Source organism: Klebsiella sp. GG_Kp175 (genome assembly GCF_040062325.1).
Classification (GTDB): domain Bacteria; phylum Pseudomonadota; class Gammaproteobacteria; order Enterobacterales; family Enterobacteriaceae; genus Klebsiella; species Klebsiella quasipneumoniae.
The window spans coordinates 464,221-485,746 of sequence record NZ_JBEAFX010000001.1 but is presented as its reverse complement, the minus strand read 5'-3'; the positions used below and the strand labels follow the sequence as shown (position 1 = coordinate 485,746).

Genomic DNA, 21,526 nt, shown 5'->3' with positions numbered 1-21,526 from the left:
GATATCGACTGGCGCCACGGCCACCACCCGCCCTGCAAGGATCGCTTAACGAATGGAAACCCAACCGAACTGGCTGATCAGACATATCAACCTCATTACCGCCGCGGTCGCCCTCTATCCGTGGTTGCTGTTGATTTTGTTGCTCTGGGACAACCAGCGTCATCATCAGAATGGCTATGCCGCGCTTGGCGCCGCCGTGGCGATATTATTTCTGCTGGCCCTGACGTCCGGCATGAATCTTCTCATCTCCTCGCTGGTGATTTTTTGTGCCCGCTGTTCCACCCCACCGCTGGCCGGCGGCGCAGCAGTCCGCTTTTTCGCCATGAACTCGATCTCGGCGCTCTGGCTTATCCCTCTGTTCTTCAGTTACTGATTTTTCCGCCAGCCCGGGCAACGGCTGCAGCATTTTCCATCGCCCGGACCCGGCGTCTCAGGGGGCTTCACACCCGGCGAAAATCTCCGCCAGGCCGCTGCGCCGCTCGGTGCGGGTCACAATGGCCTGGGAGAGCACCTGCTCGTCGGCATAGAGCGACAATCGCCGTTTTGCGCGGGTGATCGCGGTATAGACCAGTTCGCGTGTCACCAGAGGAACGCTGCGCGCCGGCAGGATCAGCGCCGCATGGTCGAACTCGGAGCCCTGCGATTTATGCACGGTCATCGCCCAGGCGGTGTCATGCTCCGGAAGGCGGCTCGGCTGCACCGACTTGATGGCGCCGTCGGGCATCAGGAACCATACCCGCAGCTCGCCGTTGCGCTCCAGGGCGATGCCGATATCGCCGTTAAACAGCCCCAGCGCGCTGTCGTTGCGCGCGATCATAATCGGCCGGCCGTCATACCAGCGGGAGTGGCGCGGCAGGGCGATCGCCCGCTGGCGGTTGAGCCGCTGCTCCAGCCGCTCATTGACGCCGCTCACGCCGTACGGCCCTTCCCGCAGCGCGCACAGCAGCTGAAACTCGCTGAAGGCGGCCAGCATGGCCTGCGGTTCCGCCCGCTCGCGGCGCAGCTGCAGGTAGCGCTCATAGCCCTGCTGGGCCGCGCCGAGCATGGCTTCGTACTCTTCGGTCGTACTGAGGGGATGAAGCGCGATATCGTCAAACGGCTGGCGCAGCGTGGCCTTCATCTCCGCGCGCGCGCCAGCGTTCACCGCCCGCGCCAGGCTCCCGATGCCGGAGTGACTGCCGAAGCGATAGCTCTTTTGCAGCAGGCACAAGCTGTCTCTCAGCGCGCCAGCGATAGCCCCCTCGCCCGCTGGTACCGGCGAACCGGTCAGCCGGGTCAGCTCCTGCGCCCGCGCGGCGGTGTAGCCCGAGCTCGCCCAGGCGCAGATATCGCCCAGCACCGCCCCCGCTTCTACGGAGGCCAGCTGGTCACGATCGCCGAGGAAGATCACCCGCCCGTGAGCCGGCAGCGCGTCGATGAGCCGCGACATCATCGGCAGGTCGATCATCGAGGCTTCATCCACCACCAGCACGTCGAGATGCAGCGGGTTGCCGGCGTGATAGCGCATGCGCTGGCTGCCTGGCTGGGCGCCCAGCAGACGATGCAGCGTGCTGGCCTCGGTGGGAATCAACGCTTTCTGCGCGTCGGTCAGCGGCAGTTTTCTCAGCGCCGCGCCCAGTGATTCGGTCAGGCGCGCCGCCGCTTTCCCCGTCGGCGCCGCCAGACGAATACGACAGCGCGGACTATCTTCAATCTGGATCAGCGCCGCCAGAAGTTTGGCCACGGTGGTGGTCTTCCCGGTCCCGGGACCGCCGGAGATCACCGAGATGCGGCGGGTCAGCGCCACCGCCGCGGCCACTTTTTGCCAGTCGGTTTCGCCGGTGGCAGGGAACAGGGCATTGAGGGTTGCCGCCAGCCGGGCCTCATCCATCTCCAGCACCCGGTTGGCTTCGTTGAAGAAGCGGGCGACGGTCAGTTCGTTGCGCCACATCCGGTTCAGATAGAGCCGGTCGCCGCATAAAATCATCGGCGCCGGGGCATCGCCGCAGCTCACCGCCGACGAAGCGAGCAGCAGCGCGGGCCAGTCCTCCGGCGCGCCGGCGTCGGCCAGCAGCCGATCGCGGATCTCCCCCGCTTTCCCGCTCAGCGCCTCGTCGCCGCTCAGCCGCGAGAGCGGCAGGCACACGTGCCCCTCTCCGGCATCACGGCTCAGCAAGGCCGCCGCCAGCTTGACCGCCGGCGGGTCGTTTTGCGCCACCATCAGGGCAAACTGGACGTCCAGCGGCCGCAGCAGACGCTGCTCCACCGCCGCCAGCAGTAGTTGATCAAAAGTCATGAGGCCTCCTCCTGAGTTTCTCCGGCAAAAAGCTGATCCAGACCGTCAATCAGCGGTCGCACCGGCCGGGTAGTGAAGATCCCCTGCCCCCCCTCCTGACCGTCCATGCCGCGCAGGAAGAGATAAATCACGCCGCCGAAGTGGCGGTCATAGTCGTAATCGGCCAGCCGGTGGCGCAGATAGCGGTGCAGCGCCAGGCTGTACAGCTGATACTGCAGATCGTAGCGGTGGGCCCGCATCGCCTGCTCCATCGCCGGCCGGGTATAGGCCTCGCGATCTTCCCCCAGCCAGTTGGATTTGTAATCCAGCAGGTAATAGCGGCCTTCGTGGCGGAAGACCAGATCGATAAAACCCTTCAGCATGCCGCGCACCTGGCGGAAATCCAGCGGCGGCGTGTCGGCGGAAAGGGGATCGTACTGGCGGATAAGCGCATCAAGGCGCTCCGCCGTCAGCAGCTGCGCGATGGGCAGGTAAAATGCCATTTCCACCTGTTTATCCCGCGCCGCAAGCTGATTGAGCGCGATATCCGGCCCCGGCAGGCGGGTCTTCAGCACGCCCCCCAGCCAGTCGGTCAGCACCGGCGCCCACTGTGCGTCAAATCCGCTCAGCTGCAGTTTCTCCGCCATCCATCCGTCCGGCACCGGCTGGGTAAAGTCCAGTTCCTCAAACAGACTGTGCAGGAAGGTCCCCGGCGCAGCGCCGCGCGGGAACTGGTGCGGGGTCAGCTGCGGCTCTTCCACCACCTCGCCGACGCCGACGGCATCGATATCCAGACGTGGCAGCAGATCCTGCCCGCTGCTGAAGCCATGCTGCTGCAGACCGGAATAGCTGGTTACCCGCCAGTCATCGGCGATGCGGCGCTGCAGCTCGCGCGCCGATAGCGGGGGGATGCTCGCCGCCGGCGCCTGCCACGGGGTCAGATCCAGCTCGCCCGGCCTCTGCAATGCAATATCGCCATGGCAGAAGTCCGCTAAGCGCGCGGCCAGCCCGGCGGCATCCATGGCTTCGCCCGCCTGCAGCAGCCGCCCCAGGGCGCTTAGATGAAAATCGCTGTTGCCGGACTTTCGGCTGCTGAGGGGCGCTACGCCGAGGCTGCAGTGCCAGACCGCGCGGGTCAAGGCGACGTACAGCAGGCGCAGATCTTCCGCCAGCCGTTCCGCCTCCGCCAGTTCGAGGCTGGCCTCATCCTGGCCCAGATCCAGCACCGCCGCGAACGTCTCGCGATCGTGATAGAACGCCTGGTCCTGTTTGCGAAACCGGGCGATAAACGGCAGCCAGACCAGGGGATATTCCAGCCCTTTTGACTTATGAATAGTGACGATTTGCACCAGGTGCTTATCGCTTTCCAGACGCATCTGCTGGCTGGCAGCGTTGCTGTCCGGCTCGGCGATATGCTGCGTCAGCCAGCGCACCAGGGCATGCTCGCTTTCCAGCTGGCTGGCCGCCTCCTGCAGCAGTTCGCTGATGTGCAATATGTCGGTTAAGCGCCGCTCGCCGCCCCGGGTCGCCAGCAGGTTCTCGGCGATATGCCGGGCCGTCATCAGCGCCCGCAGCATCGGCATCACCCCGCGCTGACGCCAGATCTGGCGGTATTCACTGAACTCCTCCACCAGCGCGTCCCACGCCTGCTCATCTTGATTGAGATTTTCAATATCCAGCGCGGTCAGGCCAAACATCGAGGTCGCCAGCGCGCTGCGCAGGGTATTTTCCCGCTCCGGGGACAACACCGCCTGCAGCAGCCAGAGCAGCTCCTGGGCCTCCAGCGTCTCAAAAACGCTGTCGCGGTTGGAGAGGTAGACCGAAGGGATGCCCAGCGCCTGCAGCGCTTCACGCACCTGCGCCGCCTCCAGCCGGTTGCGCACCAGCACGGTAATATCCGAAGCCTGCACCGGGCGCGAGGTTTCCCCACGCCACAGCAGCGCGCGCCCCTGCTGACCAGCGCTTAGCCAGTCGCGGATCTGCGTGGCGCAGAGCTGCGCCATAAACGTCTGATAATCGCCGGCGCCCACGGTGTCGCCGGGCATCAACCAGACGTTCATCGCCGGTACGTCCGCCGCGTCAACGGTAAAGCGCAGCCCCTGGTTCTTCGCCGCCGCCTTCACCGGCAGGAACGGGATCTCGCGAAACATGAAGGGGTTATCGCTGAGGCTGAACAGCCGGTTGACGCTGCCCACCATGCCCGGCGAGGAGCGCCAGTTGGTGTCTAGCGTATAGTGCGCGGCAACGTCGCCGCGCGCTTTCATATAGGTAAAGATATCGGCGCCGCGAAAGGCGTAGATGGCCTGCTTCGGATCGCCGATCAGCAGCAGCGCCGTCTCCGGCTGCTGGCGCCAGATACGGCGGAAAATCCGGTACTGTTGGGGGTCGGTATCCTGAAATTCGTCGATCATCGCCACCGGAAAACGCTGGCGAATGGCGCTAGCCAGCGCCTCGCCGCTGTCGCCGCGCAGCGCCTCGTCAAGCCGGCTGAGCATATCGTCAAACCCCAGCTCGCCGCGGCGGCGCTTTTCGCGCGCGACCGCATCGCGGATCTCGACCATCGCTCTCGCCAGCACCAGATCGGTGAGCGTCAGCGACGAGGCCAGCAGCGATTCTACGGCGCTAAACAGAGGATGTACGGGCTGTTCGCCACCGGCTTTGGTACGCTCAAGCAGAAACGACTGGGCAAATTTTTCCAGCGCGTCGGGTAACTGATAGCTCAACGTCTCTTCCTGCGCCCAGGCGGTCACTTTCTCAAGCCATTTGCCCTGGTTGCCGCGATTGAACTTCCGCCGGTCAAGACCCGAATCTTCAAGCACGCCTTCGATCTCGCCCACCTGCTCGCGCCACTGCTGCTTGAGCGAGTCAATGCGGTCGATGATTTGCTGATGGCGTTCGGCCAGCGTCTCGTCGGCGGCTGGCGGCGACTTAAGCTGCGGCGCTTCGCCCTGCAGCCAGCGGTCAAGGGACTTCAGCAGATCGCGCGGCCCTTTCCAGACATCGTGGATCACCGCCGCGATATCGCGGGTCAGCGGATAACAGTGACGGCGCCAGAAGTCGGCGCAGGCCTGATAGCGCAGGCGGGATTCATCCTCTATCAGCTGCTGCTCGAACAGCATGCCCGATTCGAAGGCGTTAAGGCTCAGCATCCGCTGGCAAAAACCGTGGATGGTGAACACCGCCGCCTCGTCCATCTGCCGTTCAGCCAGCAGCAATGTCTTTACGGCGTCGTCTTTATCGACGATCTCCGCCAGCAGCGCGCTGTAGAGCGGGTTATCGGATTCACCGCGCATACAGGCGATGCGCAGCTCGTGGATGTTGCTGCGGATACGCCCGCGCAGCTCTTCGGTCGCCGCCTCGGTAAAGGTCACCACCAGCAGTTCTTCAACGCTGATGGCGCGGGGATAGGCGGCCTCGCCGCCCAGCCCCAGCAGCAGCCGCAGATACAGCGCGGCGATGGTAAAGGTTTTTCCGGTGCCCGCAGAGGCTTCTATCAGGCGCTCGCCCCTCAAGGGCAAGCGCAGGGGATCCAAAGACTCAGCGGTGTCGGTCATTCATTCTCTCGCATCAGGGGTAAGGATTGCTGCAATGCGCTGACGTTTTCCCACACTTTTCCGCCTGCCGGCTGGGCATAGTCCGCTTTGCCATTCTGGCTACCGGAAATCTGGGACAATATCGTCATGCCCTGCGGCTCCACCACCGTCTGATGGAAGAAGTCAGCAAGTTTTTGCGGCGTCAGCAGTTTAATCTGAGCCACTACTTTATCACGTGAATCAAAACGCATATTACCGCGATCGAAATCTTTGCTCAGTTTCGATGCCTCTTCGCCCAGCGTCTGCGGCGCCTGCAGCATCTGGCTTATCACCGCCTGCTGGATCTGGGCAAACTCTTCCGGCTTCATCGCCCGCAGCTTCGCCTCCGCGGTGGGGAAGAAGGCCTGGAACCGCTGCCAGAGGAAAGCCGGCTGCTTATCGCTACTTTGCAGCAGGAAGCCCATGCCCCACTGACGTCCCACGTTCATCGGGAAGGCAAAGACCGCGTAGCCGAGCTGCTCTTCGGTACGCAGCTGGTTATAGAACCACGGCTGAATAATCTGTCCCAGCAGGGTGCTGGCGGCGGTGCTGCTGAACTCATCCACGTTGGGCGGCGCGAACACCGCGGCCAGCGCAGAGTCGGTGCTGTTGCCCGCTTTGTTGAAGATCGCCAGCTGCTGCCGGTTCACCACCACATCTTTATTGCGACACCATTCGTTGCCGTCAGCGCCCAGCTGCTGCTGGATCTGGCGAGCCAGCGTCGTGGCGGCATCGGCGGACATATTGCCGATCACCATCAGTTCAGGGCGCCCCTTGGTTTTCAGGTTGGCGCGGTAGTCGAGCACCTCCTGCAAAGTGATGGAAGGCAGCAACGCCCGGCGTACTTCGCGCTGGAAATACGGTACCTGGGAGACCATCTGGATCGGCATTATCGCCTGATCGTAGGCTTTGCCCTTCTCAGCGGAATCCATCATTTGCGCATACCACGATTTGGCCTGCTCCAGCTGCTCCTCGGTCGGCGTATAGCTGAAGTATCCCTGCAGCAGGTCGCTGAACAGCGCCGGCAGGTGCTGGGTGTAGCCGTTGGCATTGACCATTAACCCATTATTGGCGCCGGTGGAGAACGAAATGCCGCCGACCGCCGCCTGGTTACTAAGCTGATCGAGGGCGATGCCGGCGAGATAATCATTGAGGGCAAACATCACCTGCCGGCGAGCGCTGTCCATCGCCTGGGGATTACGCAGCACCAGGGAGATATCCGCCTTCGGTTCGCTGGCGAAATACTGGCTCGGGGCATAAACCACCCGCAACGTCGGTTCATCGAGGATCAGCTGCGGGTGCGGCCAGGCTTTATCGCTTTTGATGAGGGTGAAATCATCCGGAATATAGGGGTTGAGCACCGGCAGCTGCAGCTTGATGGCCTGCGCTTTTTGCTGCCAGTCAGCGAAGGTCTGCTCGCTAATCTTATCCACCTGATACGGCGCATCAACAAAATAGGCGGTCTTGTTATGCGGTTCCTGCGGGCTGATATACCAGATGCGCGCGTTCTGCGGGGTCATCATCGCCAGCCGGTCTTTAATCGCCTGCGGGTCGTACCGATCGGCAATGTTGACCACGTCCAGCGCATGCTCGACCGGCACCCGGATCATGGTATCCGCCAGCCATTCCACGTAATCCATATCACGGTTGATCGACGGATAGCGGAAATCCAGCGCCAGCACATGCGCCAGCTCGTCAAAGTAACGTTTGTCGACGCCCTGGGTACGCAGAAGGTCGAGGTAGCTGAATATGGCCGCCGTCACTTCGTCGCGGTGCGCCAGGCCTTTATCGGTGAGGGTGGCAGAGATCGCCAGCACGCCGCTGTTGCCGTTCACCACCGGGTCAGAATCCGCGCGGATGCCTTCCGCCAGTCCCTGCTTTTGCAGCCAGTCGGAAAGCGTCCCCGGGCTACGGTTGCCGATCAGGTAAGTGACCAGCTCATCGGTTTTGCTGCGGAAGCGATCGCTGTTGTTGTCGATGCGAAACTCGACGCGCAGCACTTTACGCGGCATCGCCGGCACATAGTGAATAATGATGCCTTTTTGCGCATCGGTTACCACCGGCACGCTTATTTCCGGCCTGCTGATTTGACGATTCGGCACGCGGCCAAAGGTGTCAGCGGCCATGCGCGCCAGCTCCGGCAACGGCTTGTTGCTGTAGATCACCGCCTTCATCAGATTGGCGGAGTACCAGCTATCGCGGAAGGTATGCAGCGCATCAAGTACCGGGCTGCCGGGCTTATCGCTGAGCGTCTCGAGGTTGCCGCCAGAGAAGTGGGCCGCCGGGTGAGCCGGGTTAATGGTTTCTGCGCTGACCTGGGCCATGCGCATCCCGTCTCGCGTCCGGGCCATGGTTAGCTCGGCGTTGACCGCGTTACGTTCGCGGTCGGCATATTTTTTATCCAGCAGCGGCGCGGCAATGGCATCCGCCAGGCGGTCTACGGCCCCGTCCAGCGCATTATTCTCCACTTCGAGATAGAACGCGGTGCGGTAGGGCGCGGTGCTGGCGTTATGGCTGCCGCCGTGCAGTTTAAGAAACTCTGCCAGACTGTCAGGCTGGGGATATTTTTGTGACCCCATCAGCGTCATATGTTCCAGAAAATGCGCCAGACCCTGATGATCGGCCGGATCCTGCAGGGATCCCACCGGTACCACCAGCGCCGACAGCGATTTCACCGCCTGCGGATCGGAAACCAGCAGCACGACCATGTCGTTATCAAGACGGATCGCCTGATACTGACGTGTATCTTTTTCGCTTTTGCGGATCGTCTCCTGAACAGGCTGCCATCCGGTGTCGGCCTGACTAAACGGCGCCCAGAGGGCGGCCAGCACAACAAAAATCTTGAACCATAAACTGCGGGGCATTCACGAACCTCATCATTAACAAACTTGCGCTGCACAGCGTGCAGCCTTTTATGTCCATCAGTCCGTGATACGTTGCGCATAATAAATGAACCGCCATTCACTGCGCAATTTTTATACTATTTAAATTTGTGTGGACTGATGGTAACGATATAGCGGTAACAGATAACGCTGCGTCTGGGCAATGATTTCTTCGTAATGCGCCGGCTCCAGCGAACGCCACAGGCGTTGATACCAGATATCGGCCCCCTCCCCGCTGACCACCATGTTACCTTCGTAGGTCTGCAGGAATTTGCTCCGCGCTTTCTGCTGCGTCTCTTCGTCCATTAAAATGACATCCTTTTCGGCGTCATAACAGGCTTTCAGCCAGGCGCCACCGCTTTCCGGCAGCAGCAGCAGCGGCTGCGACATCCCCAGCAAATAGCCATCCACCAGCTCATTCAGGTACGCCTGCGCCTCGGCGGGCGCCAGCGGCGGAAAACGCCACTCTCCCTCTTTACGCACAAACAGCCGGCTCTCGCCGGTACCGCCGCTGGCACAGTAGACAAGGTGTTCCAGCCAAAGTTGCATCCCCTGGGAGACGCTCAGCAGCGAAGGCCGCCAGCGCAGCAGCCCGTCCGGCTGCACCTGCTGCAGCCAGCCGGTCAGATTTACGCCGCCGCACTGGAGATCGATCTCCATGCTCTGCGCCTGCTGGCGCTCGGCCATCACCCGCTCGGCCAGGGCCTGCATCTCCAGTCGCTGCGTCTCCCACACCAGTTCGCCAAAGGCGCCATACGGCAGCTCGCCGGCGGCGCGGAAGCGGCGGAACATGGCCGAGACGTCCTGCTCCTCGATAAGGGTATTAAGCAATTGCTGGTTCAGTTGATAACGGCTCAGCCCTTCCAGGGTGAAGGGCTCGTCATCGGGAATATCATCCTCTTCCGCACGGAAATTGACCCGCAGACGCTGCTGAAAGAACGCGCGAACCGGGTGCTGCCAGAAGCGCAGGAGCTGCTCGAACGGCAGGCTGTCTATCGGCGGCGGGGTAAGCGGTTGAATGAAGTCGCTATGCGCCTCACCCTGCTGGCCGGCGGCAGCCAGCCATTCCCGGGCGTAGCTCTTATTCTCGTTATCCTGGAAATTGGCGACGTCGAACGGCATGCGGGTATGCAGATGGGTGATGTGGGCTTTAACCCGCGCCTCGCTGGCGTCGCAATCAAGCTCCTCATCGCCGGCGAGACAGTGGCTCTGGCCGACGTAATCCACCAGCTCCTGCACCAGCACCGAGGGAAAGCGCTCGCTGTTGTCCTGGATAGAACGGCCGATGTAGCTGATATACAGCGTCTGTTCGGCGGACATCAGCGCCTCCAGGAACAGGTAGCGGTCATCATCGCGCCGGCTGCGGTCGCCGCGCTGCGGCTTCTGGCTCATTAAATCAAAACCCAGCGGCGGCAGCGTTCGCGGATAAACCCCATCGTTCATCCCCAGCAGGCAAACCACTTTGAAAGGAATAGAGCGCATCGGCATCAGGGTGCAGATATTGACCGGGCCGGCGAGAAAGCGCTGGCTGATCCGTTGCTGATCGAGGCGCTGGGCCAGCTCATCGCGCAGCAGCGTCAACGGCACCTGGTCGCCATACTGCGCCTCCAGACCGCTATCAATCACCGCCAGCCACTGCTGCTCAATCAGCGCCAGCGCCGCTTCGGTCTCACTGTCCGGCAGGAAAAAGTCATTCAGCAGATCGCGACAGACCGGCAGCCACTCCGCCAGCGGCCGCTGTTGGGCGAGACCGCGTCGCCACAGGTTAAGCTGCATCAGCAGCGATGCGAGGTTACCTACCAGCTCGGCGATCAAACCGCTGGATTCGTCATAGGGCAGCACCGACTGCCATTCGCCCTCCCGGCTGTCCATCGCGTAGCCCAGCAGCATGCGGGTAAGGCCGAACCGCCAGGTGTGCTGGCCGGTCGCCGGCAGGTCCAGCTCACGGACGTTGTCGTCATCCATTCCCCAGCGGACCCCGGACTCGTTGACCCACTGGCGCAGGTAGCGCAGCCCCTCTTCATTGATGTTAAAGCGCGCCGCCAGCACCGGCACGTCCAGCAGCGCCAGCACATCTTCGCTGGCGAAGCGGCTGTCGGGCAGCGAGAGCAAAGTGATAAACGCCTGCAGCACCGGGTGCGACTCGCGGGCGCGGCGATCGGAGATCGCCCACGGCAGCCAGCGGTCGCCGCTGGCGGCGCCAAACACCGCCTGTATATAGGGGCTGTAGCTGTCGATATCCGCCACCATGACGATGATATCCCGCGGCGTGAGCGTCGGATCCGCCTCCAGCATCGCCAGCAGCCGATCGTGCAGAACCTCCACTTCACGCTGCGGACTGTGGCAGACATGAATGCTCAGGCTGCGGTCATCCTGCGCCAGCGGACGTTTGTCGCGACTGTGGGCGAAAGCCTCCGCGCTCTGCCCGGCCACCGCCGCGTTGCGCAGTTCGAGGATATCCGACTGCAGATTATGCAACAGGTTATCGGGAACGATATCGACAAAGGCGTCCAGCTCCTCATAGCGCTCCAGCCCCGCCAGCAGGTAGATATAATCGCGCCCCAGTTTGCCCCAGGAGGCGAGCAACGGGTTGCCGACATCCTGCTCCCCGGCGTCATTAAACAACCCCGGCGCCTGCTCGGTGTCGCGAAACAGGGGTAGCGCGCGCGCCTCGCGGTGATGGCGCCGCTGACGCGATAGCAGCTTCGCCAGGAATGCCGGATCTTTAATATCACCCCAGTAATAGCGGCAGGGGTTGGTGAACAGCACATAGACATCGACATGCTTACCCAGCGCCTGCAGCGCCTGTAGGTAGACCGGCGGCAGCGCGGAAATTCCACAGATAAAGACGCGCGACGGCAGCCCGGCGGGCGGTTCATCCGCCTTTTCCAGGGCGCTGATAAAGCGCTGATAGAGATTGGCGCGGTGCCACTGCGGCTGCCCCAGCTCGGCGGTATAGCGCACCAGCGCTTTCCACAGCGGCGCCTGCCACTGCTGGGCGTCGCCGAGGCCGTCAACCCGCTGGTCGGCCTCCCAGCGCATCAGCCATTCCGGGCGATAAACCAGATACTGGTCATAGAGGTCCGCTACCCGGGCGGCCAGCTGAAACAGCTTGCGCTTGTCGCCGTCATCGCTCAGATACTGGCGCAGCAGGATAAAATCGTCCTCTTCCAGGTGCTGCGGCAGGAGAGTCATCAGCTTCCAGCTCATGCTCTGCTTGCTGAAGGCGCTTTCGCCAGGGATATCCTTCAGGACGCGCACGAACATATCCCAGATAAAGCTCGCCGGCAGCGGGAACTCGATGTTGGCGGCAATGCCGAAGCGCGAGGCCAGGGTCATCTGCAGCCACTGCGCCATACCGGTACTCTGCACCAGCACCATTTCAGCCTGAAAAGGGTCATCCAGCCGCTGGCGCTCGACGATAAACTCCATCAACGCCTCGAGAACATCCAGCCGGTTTGAGTGGTAAACCCTTAACATAATTGCTCCTGACTACTGGCTGACCGGGCAATGCAGCCGGGTCATCTGCGCCCGCTTTGCAACGGGCATACTGATCGTTACCGTGATGCTGACACATCTTTGCGCCGATGTCTGCATACGGCTTACCTGTCCGCCTGCCGGCGGAGACGGCGCAGAGAGCTGACTATAGCGCCAGGCGTCGCGCCATAGCTGACGCGTCTGGTTGAGCTGGTGGACCCCTTGCGCCATTCCGCGCTGATAGCCGCCCAGCGCGGTGACCGTTAGCACCATCAGCGCCATCGCCAGAACGGTCTCCGGCAGGCTAAAACCCCGCTGGCGCTTCATGGCATTTGACATAGGCTCACCTCCCTGAGCGGGCAAAAATCGCTCCAGCCATGGGCGGAGAAATGCACTTGCCCGCCGCGCACCTCGCCGGACTGCCAGACCTGCACCTCGCCGCTGGCGCTGCTGAGCAGCAGCGAACCGTCGTCGAAGATGCGCAGACAGGCGCGCCAGCCCTGCTGCGCCTGCTCGCGGCAGGTCAGCGGCGCCTGCGCCGACCAGGCCTGCTGTTTTCCCCACTGTAGCGCCGAATGGGCCACCGCCGTATCGCGGATCGCCTGCGTTTCGCTGGTGGTTTGCGCCAGCAGCGCCCGCTGCTGCAGGTTAAGCCCCTCCAGGAGCAGGCTGCCGAGAGTCAGCAACAGGAGCACCATCAACAGCGACGACATTCCACGCTGGCGGATCACAGGTTATACCCCGTCACCCGCTGCTCCACCTCGGCCGCCAGACCCATCTGCCGGGCAGAGCGCGCTGTCAGCGTCACGCTCAGCTCCGGCGCGAAGCCCTCGGTCAGCCGACGCTGCACCGCAAAGCGCGTCACCACGATAGCGGCCGGATTGGTGATTTTCTCCCATCCGCTGCCGCGGCAGTCGCTGGCTCCGCGCAGAGTCTCCAGCGCGCCGTCGCGCAGGCGAAAGCCGGTGCTCTCCGCCGCTGCCGCGGGGGAGGTTTCCCATGTCCCATTGCTGTTCGCGTCCCAGCGCACAATCAGGCACTCGCCGTCGGCGGCAAGCTCCAGCCCGGCTCCGCCGCACACTCCCCGGCAGTATCCGGCGCGCTGCAGATGCTTCCCCACGGCATGCACCCGCTGCCACAGTTCATTCTCCAGGGCCAGCTGTTCGCCCTGACGCAGAATATGGCGCTGCAGAGCGGGTAGAAAGCGGCAGGCGCCGATCAGCAGCAGCGAGCCTATCGCCATGGCGATAAGCGCCTCCGCGAGGGAAAATCCGCGGCGGCTCACTGACATCCTCCTGCGCTGTCACTGCGGCATAAACGAATCCGCCCCCAGTGTGAAATCACAATGCTCCAGCTGCCGGCCTCGCTCTGCAGACGCAGATTCCCCGCCCAGGCGGTGCTGCGCAGGCCATAGAATCCCAGGCCAGGGGTGACGCCTGCCAGCGAGATCCCCGGCCAGCGCGGGCGCAGCGTTAAGGGCGACCCGGAGGCGCACGCCGGCCCCTCCCCCTGGGCACTCAGGCACCATCCCTCTTCATCCTGGCCGACGCGAAGCACGCGGTCCCGGTTGTAGGCGTTGGCGTCATCGCGCAGGAAAACCAGGAAATCCCGCACCTGGACGGCGGTTTGCCACAGTCGTTGCTGCTGCTGCCAGCGCTGCCAGCCGTACAGGCCGCCGACGCTGAGGATCATCATTAACGTCAGCGTCACCAGGGTTTCCATCAGGGTATAACCATGTTCTCTGTTCATGGCGCAGAGTATGCCGCTGCGGTTAGCCCTGGCGCGACGACGGAAAATGGCTTTCCCGGCCAGACACGCAAAAAAGGTTTGCATGACCAACAGCAGAACATTTTTTTGCGAGCCTCTTTCCAGCTTTCCCGCCCACCAACGCCTGCGGCCAGCGGGCGGGATGAAGCGTTCCTATCGTAATGGCAACGAGGGTAGCCCCCCTATTCAGGTGGTGAAAACGGCATAAAAAAACCGGCGCCATCAGACGCCGGTTGGTCATATCTGCAGAGGGGGTTAAATCGCCACCGGCGCTTTGATTCCCGGGTGCGGATCGTAACCTTCAATCTCGAAGTCTTCAAAGCGGTAGTCGAATATCGACGCCGGCTTGCGTTTGATGACCAGCTTCGGCAGCGGACGCGGTTCGCGGCTCAGCTGCAGATTGGTCTGCTCGAGATGGTTGCTGTACAGATGAGTGTCGCCACCGGTCCAGACGAAATCGCCGACCTGCAGATCGCACTGCTGCGCCACCATATGCACCAGCAGCGCGTAGCTGGCGATGTTGAACGGCAGGCCGAGGAATACGTCGCAGGAGCGCTGATACAGCTGGCAGGAGAGCTTGCCGTCAGCGACGTAGAACTGGAAGAAGGCGTGGCACGGCGCCAGGGCCATTTTATCCAGCTCGCCGACGTTCCACGCCGAGACGATGATCCGGCGGGAGTCCGGGTCGTTTTTCAGCTGGTCCATCACTGTGCTGATCTGGTCGATATGACGACCGTCCGGCGCAGGCCAGGAACGCCACTGTTTGCCGTAGACCGGTCCCAGGTCGCCATTTTCATCTGCCCACTCGTCCCAGATGGTGACGTTGTTGTCGTGCAGATAGGCGATGTTGGTGTCGCCCTGCAGGAACCACAGCAGTTCATGGATGATGGAGCGTAAATGACAGCGCTTGGTGGTCACCAGCGGGAAGCCTTCCTGCAGGTTAAAACGCATCTGATGGCCGAAAATAGAGATCGTGCCAGTGCCGGTGCGGTCATTTTTTGGCGTGCCCTCGGCGAGCACTTTCTGCATCAAATCAAGATACTGTTTCATGGTTCCTCAAGAATTCAGTTGCTGCGGACGGTGGCGGTAAGCCCAAACCATCATGATGATACCCGCAAGCACCATCGGGATCGAAAGAATCTGCCCCATGCTGATGTACTGCACCCAGCCGCCGGTGAACTGGGCGTCGGGCTGGCGGAAGAATTCCACGATAATGCGGAACAGGCCGTAGCCAATCAGGAACAGGCCGGAAACGGAACCGGTCGGGCGCGGTTTACGGATAAACAGGTTCAGGATCAGAAACAGCACCACGCCTTCCAGAGCCAGTTCGTACAGCTGCGACGCGTGGCGCGGCAGCGCGCCGTAGGTATCAAACAGCGATTGCCATTCCGGATGGGTCGGCAGCAGCGCCAGATCTTCGGCACGGGAGCCCGGGAAAATCATCGTGTAATGGAAGCTCGGGTCCACGCGGCCCCACAGCTCGCCGTTGATAAAGTTGCCCAGACGCCCGGCGCCAAGGCCAAACGGGATCAGCGGCGCGATAAAATCGGAGACCTGGAAGAAGGTGCGTTTGGTGCGTCTGGCGAAGATAATCATCACCAGGATCACGCCGATCAGGCCGCCGTGGAACGACATGCCGCCGTCCCAGACGCGGAACAGATACAACGGATCGGCAAGAAATACCGGCAGGTTGTAGAACAGCACGTAACCGATACGGCCGCCCAGAAAGACGCCGAGGAAGCCCGCGTAAAGCAGGTTTTCCACTTCATTTTTCGTCCAGCCGCTGCCCGGACGATTGGCCCGACGGGTGGCCAGCCACATCGCAAAGACAAAGCCCACCAGGTACATCAAACCGTACCAGTGGAGGGAGACCGGGCCTAGAGAAAAAATGACCGGATCGAACTCCGGAAAATGCAGGTAGCCACTATTCATCTGTCACCATAAAGACTTGTTATTCCGCCGAAAGTGGACAGCGGTGATGATCCATGCCCGATTAAAACGGGCACGCCGAAGGAGGCGAATCATAGCATAAGCCAGGAGTGCGATCCGCGCCGGCGTGTAAAAGATATGTATACGGATGCTAACAGAAGCCGTTTCACCGGCTGTGCTGTATTTTGCCGGATGGTGTGAACAGAGGATTCCCGGGTTACGGCTTACGCCTCACCCGGGCTATCGCTACCGCCCGCCGCGGATCAGGCCGCCGAGACCGCGACGCTCCATAAAGGCCGCCACCTGATGGCGCACCTCGGCGGTCATCTGGGCTTCGAGGCTGCGACGAGACAGCTCCTGCGCCTCTTCGATATCGATGCGGCGCAGCAGATATTTCACCCTCGCCACCGAGCGGCCGTTCATCGACAGGTGGCGATAACCGAGACCGACAAGGATCGTCACGCACATCGGGTCGCCTGCCATCTCGCCGCACAGTCGCAGATCGATGCCAAAGCGCTCCGCGTCATGAGCGATCATCGCCAGCGCCCGCAATACCGCAGGATGCAGGCTGTCATACATGCTGGCGACCCGGGTATTGTTACGGTCGACGGCCAGCAGGTACTGGGTCAGGTCGTTCGTTCCTACCGAGATAAAATCGATCCGGCTGGCCAGCTGCGGCAGCATAAAGACCATCGACGGCACCTCCAGCATCACCCCCAGACGCGGACGCGGGATGGCGTAGCCGATCATCTCTTCCACTTCCCGACTGGCGCGGTCGATCAGTCGGCGGGCCTCATCGACCTCTTCCAGACTGGTCACCATCGGCAGCAAAATGCTGAGGTTGCCGGTGGCGGCGTTGGCGCGCAGCATCGCCCGCACCTGGATCAAAAAGATCTCCGGCTGATCGAGGGTGATGCGGATCCCGCGCCAGCCGAGGCATGGGTTCTCTTCACTGATCGGCATGTACGGCAGCTGTTTATCCGCGCCGATGTCCAGGGTACGCAGGGTCACCGGTTTGCTGTTAAACATCTGCAGCATGCCCTGATACTGGGCGACTTGCTCCTCTTCAGAGGGGAAGCCGCTCTGCAGCATAAAGGGAATTTCGGTACGGTACAGACCAATGCCGTCCACAAAACTGCCGAGCTTCTCTTCGTGCTCCGGGCTTAAGCCGGCGTTGAGCATGACTTTTACCCGCTCGCCGCTTTTCAACTCCGACGCACGCTGGAGATCGTCCTCCGCCAGGCGGCTGAGCTCGTTCTCTTCACTGATAAGGCGCTGATATTCCTGTAACAGAACAGGTTCAGGATCCACCAGCAGCTCACCGCGATAGCCATCGACAATCAGCGTATGGCCATGCAACAGCGAGGGCTGAATATCGGCGCCCATCACCGTTGGGATGCCAAGGGCCCGCACCATAATGGCGGCATGGGAGTTGGCGGCGCCATCGCGCACTACCACGCCGGCCAGGCGATCCTGCGGCACTTCGGCGAGGGTGGTGGCCGACAGCTCGTCCGCCACGAGGATAATGCGCGCCGGCCAGGTGTTGGGGCCCTGAATACTGTCGTCGAGATGGAACAGCAGACGCTGACCCAGCGTGCGCAGGTCGCCGGCCCGCTCTTTCAGATAGCCGTCGCTCAGCGCGGCAAACTGTTCGGCGAACTTCTCAATGATCTTTTTGACCGCCCACTCGGCGACGGCGCCTTTGTCGACTTCGGCAAAGAGCTCGCGACGCAGGCGGGCGTCGGAGAGCAGGTGCGAGTAGAGATCGAAGATCGCCGCCGTCTCTTTTTGCGCGCCGGCGGCGTAGCGTTTGCTGTAGCGACGAAACTCGTTGGCCGCTTCTTCCAGCGCGCCGGTCAGGCGTTCACGTTCCGAGGCGGTATCCAGCGTCGAGGCTTCATACACCTGTTCCATCAGCGGCAGGCTGACGTCCATCCAGCCCTCGGCGATCGCAACCCCGGAAGAGGCCGGCAGAGCGCGAATGCGCGTCTGACGATACTGGCCAAACAGGGCGTTCAGCTGGGACTGGGAGAGGATCGCCGCCATCTGGGTGGCGAGGGTGACGAGGAAAGACTCTTCGCTTTCATCAAACTGGCGCAGCTCACGCTGCTGGACCACCAGCACGCCCAACAGCTGGCGGCGCTGGATGATCGGCACGCCAAGGAAGGCGCGGAAGCGGTCCTCTTTGACGGCGGGGATATACTTGAAGCTGGGGTGTTTTTGCGCATCGGCGAGGTTGATGGGCTCCGCCAGGCGGCCAACCAGCCCCACCAGGCCTTCATCGAACGCCAGCGCAACGGTGCGCCCGCGAGGTTTTTTTAACCCGCGGGTGGCCATCAGGTAATAGCAGCGTCGGTCATTGTCAGCCAGGTAAACCGAGCAGACTTCCGTCTCCATCGCCTGGCAGACATCTGTCACCAGAATATCCAGCGCCTCGTTTAAACGCGGCGCACTCGCGACCTTCTCGACTATTTCTCGCAACCGAGTGAGCATAATGTGCGTGGCTTAACCTCTTTTACGTCGATAAGCAGGCGCGCTTTGCGGCTTAGGGGCGCTCTCCGCCAGCGACATGGTTACGCTGGCGAACTCTTTCATCACCCGGCGGTAGACGTCGCGTTTGAACGACACCACCTGACGAACCGGGTACCAGTAACTCACCCAGCGCCAGCCATCAAATTCAGGCGTGCTGCTGGTTTGCATATTGATGTCCGCGTCGTTACCGATCAACTGCAAAAGAAACCACTTTTGTTTCTGGCCGATACAAACCGGCTTTGTGTCCCAACGCACCAAACGTTTAGGCAACTTGTAACGCAGCCAGTTACGGGTTGAGGCCAGGATCCGCACATCTTTACGGCTTAACCCGACCTCTTCAAACAATTCCCGATACATCGCCTGCTCTGCGGATTCTCCTGGATTTATGCCCCCTTGCGGGAACTGCCACGAGTGCTGACCATAGCGTCGGGCCCACATGACCTGGCCCTGACGATTACAGATTACAATACCGACATTTGGGCGGTAGCCATCGTCATCAATCACCGGACTACCTCAAGATAAGCTTCAATGTGAATGATTGTTTCACACTCGTCGGAAACGGTAAACCACTCTGTTCGCACACTGAGAACGGATAACATTTGAATAACTCACAGTAATTGCCAGAGTTATAAACAGCGAAAGCGCCCGACGGCCGATTTTATTCACTTTTTCTGTGGATAGAGTTGTGAAGAAGTACGGAATTAACCCGGGAAAACCCGGAGTAATCTGAACATCGCACCGCTAACACCTTATAATAATGATAGCATATTCATTAAGTTAGAATATATTCCTTTCACTTATTACAGCATAACGTGACGATCATCACACATACGATCCGCCGACTGATGAAAGATCGAACAATGTCGATTTTATCCACAGATTACGCGCAGGTCGCGGGCAGATTTTCTCTAAAAATTCGATTTTCGTCGCACGTCAAGGCTGTAAATCGAACCAGTAGTGGGGCTTTTCCCCAGTTATCCCACTTTTCTGTGGATAACATGGTGTAAGATCCTGTTTATTGTCAGTGACCAGTTCTGGAAAACCTGTTTTCATGGTTTTCACCCGCAGCGCAATGACCTTAAAAAGGCATATAAATCATGGGATTGGTATAGTTACTCAGAAAACGGTAAACTCTATCCACAACGCGCAAAATTAGCGCTCATTTTTTAGCCAAAGGTGTCGCCCTATGCCCGCTATCGCTCCTCTCTCCTCTCCGCCGCAAAGTCAGGAACAGCTGTTGGCCCAGGCCCGACAGCTGGCCGGCTATACGCTGGGCGAGCTGGCGGCGCTGGCCGGGATCCCCATTCCCCGCGATCTGAAGCGTGATAAAGGCTGGACGGGCATCCTGCTGGAGCTGTGGCTGGGGGCCAGCGCGGGCAGTAAACCCGAACAGGATTTCGCCGCGCTGGGGGTGGAGCTCAAAACGATCCCTATCGACAGCCGGGGTCGTCCGCTGGAGACCACCTTTGTCTGCGTCGCTCCGTTAACCGGCAATAGCGGCGTCACCTGGGAGAGCAGCCATGTGCGGCATAAGCTGCAGCGCGTCCTGTGGATCCCGGTGGAAGGAGAGCGCACCATTCCTCTGGCGGCGCGGCGCGTCGGCGCACCGCTGCTGTGGAGTCCGAACGAAGAAGAGGAGCGCCAGCTGCGCATGGACTGGGAAGAGCTGATGGATCTTATTGTCCTCGGTGAGGTGGAGCGCATTACCGCCCGCCACGGCGAGGTGCTGCAGTTAAGACCGAAAGCGGCCAACAGCAAGGCGTTGACCGAAGCCATCGGCGCCCGCGGGGAGACGATCCTCACCCTGCCGCGCGGTTTCTACCTGAAAAAGAATTTCACCGCCGCCCTGCTCGCCCGCCATTTCTTGTTACAACACGATTAATTTTTTGTTCTGCGTTGGGGCGTGCATATAATTGCTGCTTTCTATTTTGCAGGACTTTGAACAATGTTATTTGCATGGATAACCGATCCTAACGCCTGGCTGGCGCTGGGCACCTTGACGCTGCTGGAGATCGTGCTCGGGATCGATAATATTATTTTTCTCTCTCTGGTCGTGGCCAAGCTCCCCACCGCCCAGCGCGCTCACGCGCGACGGATCGGTTTAATGGGGGCGATGGTCATGCGCCTGGCGCTGCTGGCCTCTATCGCCTGGGTCGTTAAGCTGACCAACCCGCTCTTCACCGTCCTCGGTCAGGAGATTTCGTTTCGCGATCTGATCTTGCTGTTAGGCGGACTGTTCCTTATCTGGAAAGCCAGTAAAGAGATCCATGAGTCTATCGAAGGTGAAGAGGAGGGGCTGAAAACTAACGTTCACTCCTTCCTCGGCGCCATCGTGCAGATCATGCTGCTGGACATCATCTTTAGCCTCGACTCGGTGATCACCGCCGTCGGTCTGTCGGACCATCTGTTTATTATGATGGCGGCGGTCGTGATTGCGGTGGGGGTAATGATGTTCGCCGCACGACCTATCGGCGATTTCGTTGACCGTCATCCGTCGGTGAAAATGCTGGCGCTGTCGTTCCTGATCCTCGTTGGCTTTACCCTAATGCTGGAAAGTTTCGACGTCCATGTGCCGAAGGGATACATCTACTTCGCCATGTTCTTCTCTATTGCCGTTGAGAGTCTTAACCTGCTGCGCAATAAGAAAAACCCGCTGTAAACCACAAAATTGCAGCCTGGTCACAGGCTGCAACCCTTTTTCAGACTTTACTGCTTTTTATGTCTCACAAATCAGGCTATTAATAGATGGGTATGGGGTGCAGCGACTCAAGAGGTGATGACGATGAAAAAATGGGCAGTATTGATTTCCGCCGTAGGACTGGCGTTCTTGGTTTCCGGTTGCAGCAGCGATTACGTCATGGCGACCAAAGATGGGCGCATGATCCTGACCGACGGTAAACCTACCGTGGATGACGATACCGGTCTTATCAGCTACGAAGATCAGCAGGGTAATAAAATGCAGATCAATCGTGACGACGTTTCGCAAATCATTAAGCGTTAATTTTTCCCCGTCGGCCCCAGCCTCTGTTGACGCTGCGCTTACCGACAACCAGCCTTCTGAGAAGAGTCGGGACACACCAGGACACCGCGGGTTCCACCCACCGCCCCTCCTC

At 60.8% G+C, this 21,526-nt stretch carries 16 protein-coding genes and 1 pseudogene; 5 read left to right on the top strand and 12 right to left on the bottom strand.

Translation table 11 applies throughout. The features are described from left to right. Positions 1-52: 52 nt before the first annotated feature. The gene (locus ABLU73_RS02460; protein ID WP_053809986.1) at positions 53-373 is read left to right on the top strand and encodes a hypothetical protein; all 321 of its coding nucleotides are present in this window, start codon (positions 53-55) and stop codon (positions 371-373) included. A 57-nt stretch (positions 374-430) separates the two neighbouring features. Here the strand turns inward: ABLU73_RS02460 and recD are convergent, their stop codons facing one another. The 12 genes from recD to rppH form a co-directional block, all read right to left on the bottom strand. Further along, positions 431-2,275: an exodeoxyribonuclease V subunit alpha gene (gene recD, locus ABLU73_RS02455; protein ID WP_064187443.1), complete on the bottom strand. Its 1,845-nt coding sequence runs from the start codon at positions 2,273-2,275 to the stop codon at positions 431-433. After that, positions 2,272-5,808, bottom strand: coding sequence for an exodeoxyribonuclease V subunit beta (gene recB / locus ABLU73_RS02450; protein ID WP_348850052.1), 3,537 nt, complete (start codon positions 5,806-5,808; stop codon positions 2,272-2,274). Before recB ends, recD begins: the two co-directional genes overlap by 4 nt. Next, the gene (gene ptrA, locus ABLU73_RS02445; RefSeq protein WP_264923732.1) at positions 5,805-8,690 is read right to left on the bottom strand and encodes a pitrilysin; all 2,886 of its coding nucleotides are present in this window, start codon (positions 8,688-8,690) and stop codon (positions 5,805-5,807) included. Before ptrA ends, recB begins: the two co-directional genes overlap by 4 nt. 120 nt (positions 8,691-8,810) lie before the next feature. After that, a complete protein-coding gene (gene recC / locus ABLU73_RS02440; RefSeq protein ID WP_064178225.1) occupies positions 8,811-12,188 on the bottom strand; it encodes an exodeoxyribonuclease V subunit gamma in 3,378 nt (1,125 codons plus the stop codon). Positions 12,189-12,200: 12 nt separating this feature from the next. Beyond that, a complete protein-coding gene (locus ABLU73_RS02435; RefSeq protein ID WP_023319073.1) occupies positions 12,201-12,524 on the bottom strand; it encodes a prepilin-type N-terminal cleavage/methylation domain-containing protein in 324 nt (107 codons plus the stop codon). Beyond that, a complete protein-coding gene (locus tag ABLU73_RS02430) occupies positions 12,509-12,916 on the bottom strand; it encodes a DUF2509 family protein (protein ID WP_135683223.1) in 408 nt (135 codons plus the stop codon). The genes ABLU73_RS02435 and ABLU73_RS02430 overlap by 16 nt, the downstream gene beginning before the upstream one ends. After that, positions 12,913-13,470: a prepilin peptidase-dependent protein gene (locus ABLU73_RS02425; protein WP_072140377.1), complete on the bottom strand. Its 558-nt coding sequence runs from the start codon at positions 13,468-13,470 to the stop codon at positions 12,913-12,915. The genes ABLU73_RS02430 and ABLU73_RS02425 overlap by 4 nt, the downstream gene beginning before the upstream one ends. Continuing rightward, positions 13,467-14,018 carry a prepilin peptidase-dependent protein gene (locus ABLU73_RS02420; protein ID WP_004205447.1) on the bottom strand — a complete coding sequence of 184 codons (552 nt, stop codon included), beginning with the start codon at positions 14,016-14,018 and terminating at the stop codon, positions 13,467-13,469. The genes ABLU73_RS02425 and ABLU73_RS02420 overlap by 4 nt, the downstream gene beginning before the upstream one ends. A gap of 189 nt (positions 14,019-14,207) precedes the next feature. After that, on the bottom strand, positions 14,208-15,002 hold the full coding sequence (thyA, locus tag ABLU73_RS02415; protein ID WP_023319077.1) for a thymidylate synthase: 795 nt from the start codon (positions 15,000-15,002) through the stop codon (positions 14,208-14,210). A gap of 6 nt (positions 15,003-15,008) precedes the next feature. Continuing rightward, the gene (lgt, locus tag ABLU73_RS02410) at positions 15,009-15,884 is read right to left on the bottom strand and encodes a prolipoprotein diacylglyceryl transferase (RefSeq protein WP_004205445.1); all 876 of its coding nucleotides are present in this window, start codon (positions 15,882-15,884) and stop codon (positions 15,009-15,011) included. A 243-nt stretch (positions 15,885-16,127) separates the two neighbouring features. Continuing rightward, on the bottom strand, positions 16,128-18,374 hold the full coding sequence (ptsP, locus tag ABLU73_RS02405; protein ID WP_004205444.1) for a phosphoenolpyruvate--protein phosphotransferase: 2,247 nt from the start codon (positions 18,372-18,374) through the stop codon (positions 16,128-16,130). 12 nt (positions 18,375-18,386) lie between these two features. Continuing rightward, positions 18,387-18,917: an RNA pyrophosphohydrolase gene (rppH, locus tag ABLU73_RS02400; RefSeq protein ID WP_004205443.1), complete on the bottom strand. Its 531-nt coding sequence runs from the start codon at positions 18,915-18,917 to the stop codon at positions 18,387-18,389. A 453-nt stretch (positions 18,918-19,370) separates the two neighbouring features. Between rppH and ABLU73_RS02395 the strand changes: the two are divergent. The 4 genes and pseudogenes from ABLU73_RS02395 to ABLU73_RS02380 form a co-directional block, all read left to right on the top strand. Continuing rightward, positions 19,371-19,511 (top strand): annotated as a pseudogene (locus ABLU73_RS02395) (hypothetical protein); the annotation flags it as partial. Positions 19,512-19,599: 88 nt separating this feature from the next. After that, complete coding sequence (mutH, locus tag ABLU73_RS02390; protein WP_023319078.1) at positions 19,600-20,295, top strand: DNA mismatch repair endonuclease MutH; 696 nt, start codon at positions 19,600-19,602, stop codon at positions 20,293-20,295. 63 nt (positions 20,296-20,358) lie between these two features. Then, a complete protein-coding gene (locus ABLU73_RS02385; RefSeq protein ID WP_004205441.1) occupies positions 20,359-21,072 on the top strand; it encodes a TerC family protein in 714 nt (237 codons plus the stop codon). A 123-nt stretch (positions 21,073-21,195) separates the two neighbouring features. Next, positions 21,196-21,414 carry a YgdI/YgdR family lipoprotein gene (locus ABLU73_RS02380; RefSeq protein WP_264923740.1) on the top strand — a complete coding sequence of 73 codons (219 nt, stop codon included), beginning with the start codon at positions 21,196-21,198 and terminating at the stop codon, positions 21,412-21,414. The last annotated feature ends 112 nt before the right edge of the window (positions 21,415-21,526 follow it).

Bases quoted from the DNA above. Each gene is read 5' to 3' on its own strand.
- ABLU73_RS02460 (WP_053809986.1), top strand. From the start codon at position 53: ATGGAAACCCAACCGAACTGGCTGATCAGACATATCAACCTCATTACC.
- recD (WP_064187443.1), bottom strand. From the start codon at position 2,275: ATGACTTTTGATCAACTACTGCTGGCGGCGGTGGAGCAGCGTCTGCTG.
- recB (WP_348850052.1), bottom strand. From the start codon at position 5,808: ATGACCGACACCGCTGAGTCTTTGGATCCCCTGCGCTTGCCCTTGAGG.
- ptrA (WP_264923732.1), bottom strand. From the start codon at position 8,690: ATGCCCCGCAGTTTATGGTTCAAGATTTTTGTTGTGCTGGCCGCCCTC.
- recC (WP_064178225.1), bottom strand. From the start codon at position 12,188: ATGTTAAGGGTTTACCACTCAAACCGGCTGGATGTTCTCGAGGCGTTG.
- ABLU73_RS02435 (WP_023319073.1), bottom strand. From the start codon at position 12,524: ATGTCAAATGCCATGAAGCGCCAGCGGGGTTTTAGCCTGCCGGAGACC.
- ABLU73_RS02420 (WP_004205447.1), bottom strand. From the start codon at position 14,018: ATGCAAACCTTTTTTGCGTGTCTGGCCGGGAAAGCCATTTTCCGTCGT.
- thyA (WP_023319077.1), bottom strand. From the start codon at position 15,002: ATGAAACAGTATCTTGATTTGATGCAGAAAGTGCTCGCCGAGGGCACG.
- lgt (WP_004205445.1), bottom strand. From the start codon at position 15,884: ATGAATAGTGGCTACCTGCATTTTCCGGAGTTCGATCCGGTCATTTTT.
- ptsP (WP_004205444.1), bottom strand. From the start codon at position 18,374: ATGCTCACTCGGTTGCGAGAAATAGTCGAGAAGGTCGCGAGTGCGCCG.
- mutH (WP_023319078.1), top strand. From the start codon at position 19,600: ATGCCCGCTATCGCTCCTCTCTCCTCTCCGCCGCAAAGTCAGGAACAG.
- ABLU73_RS02385 (WP_004205441.1), top strand. From the start codon at position 20,359: ATGTTATTTGCATGGATAACCGATCCTAACGCCTGGCTGGCGCTGGGC.
- ABLU73_RS02380 (WP_264923740.1), top strand. From the start codon at position 21,196: ATGAAAAAATGGGCAGTATTGATTTCCGCCGTAGGACTGGCGTTCTTG.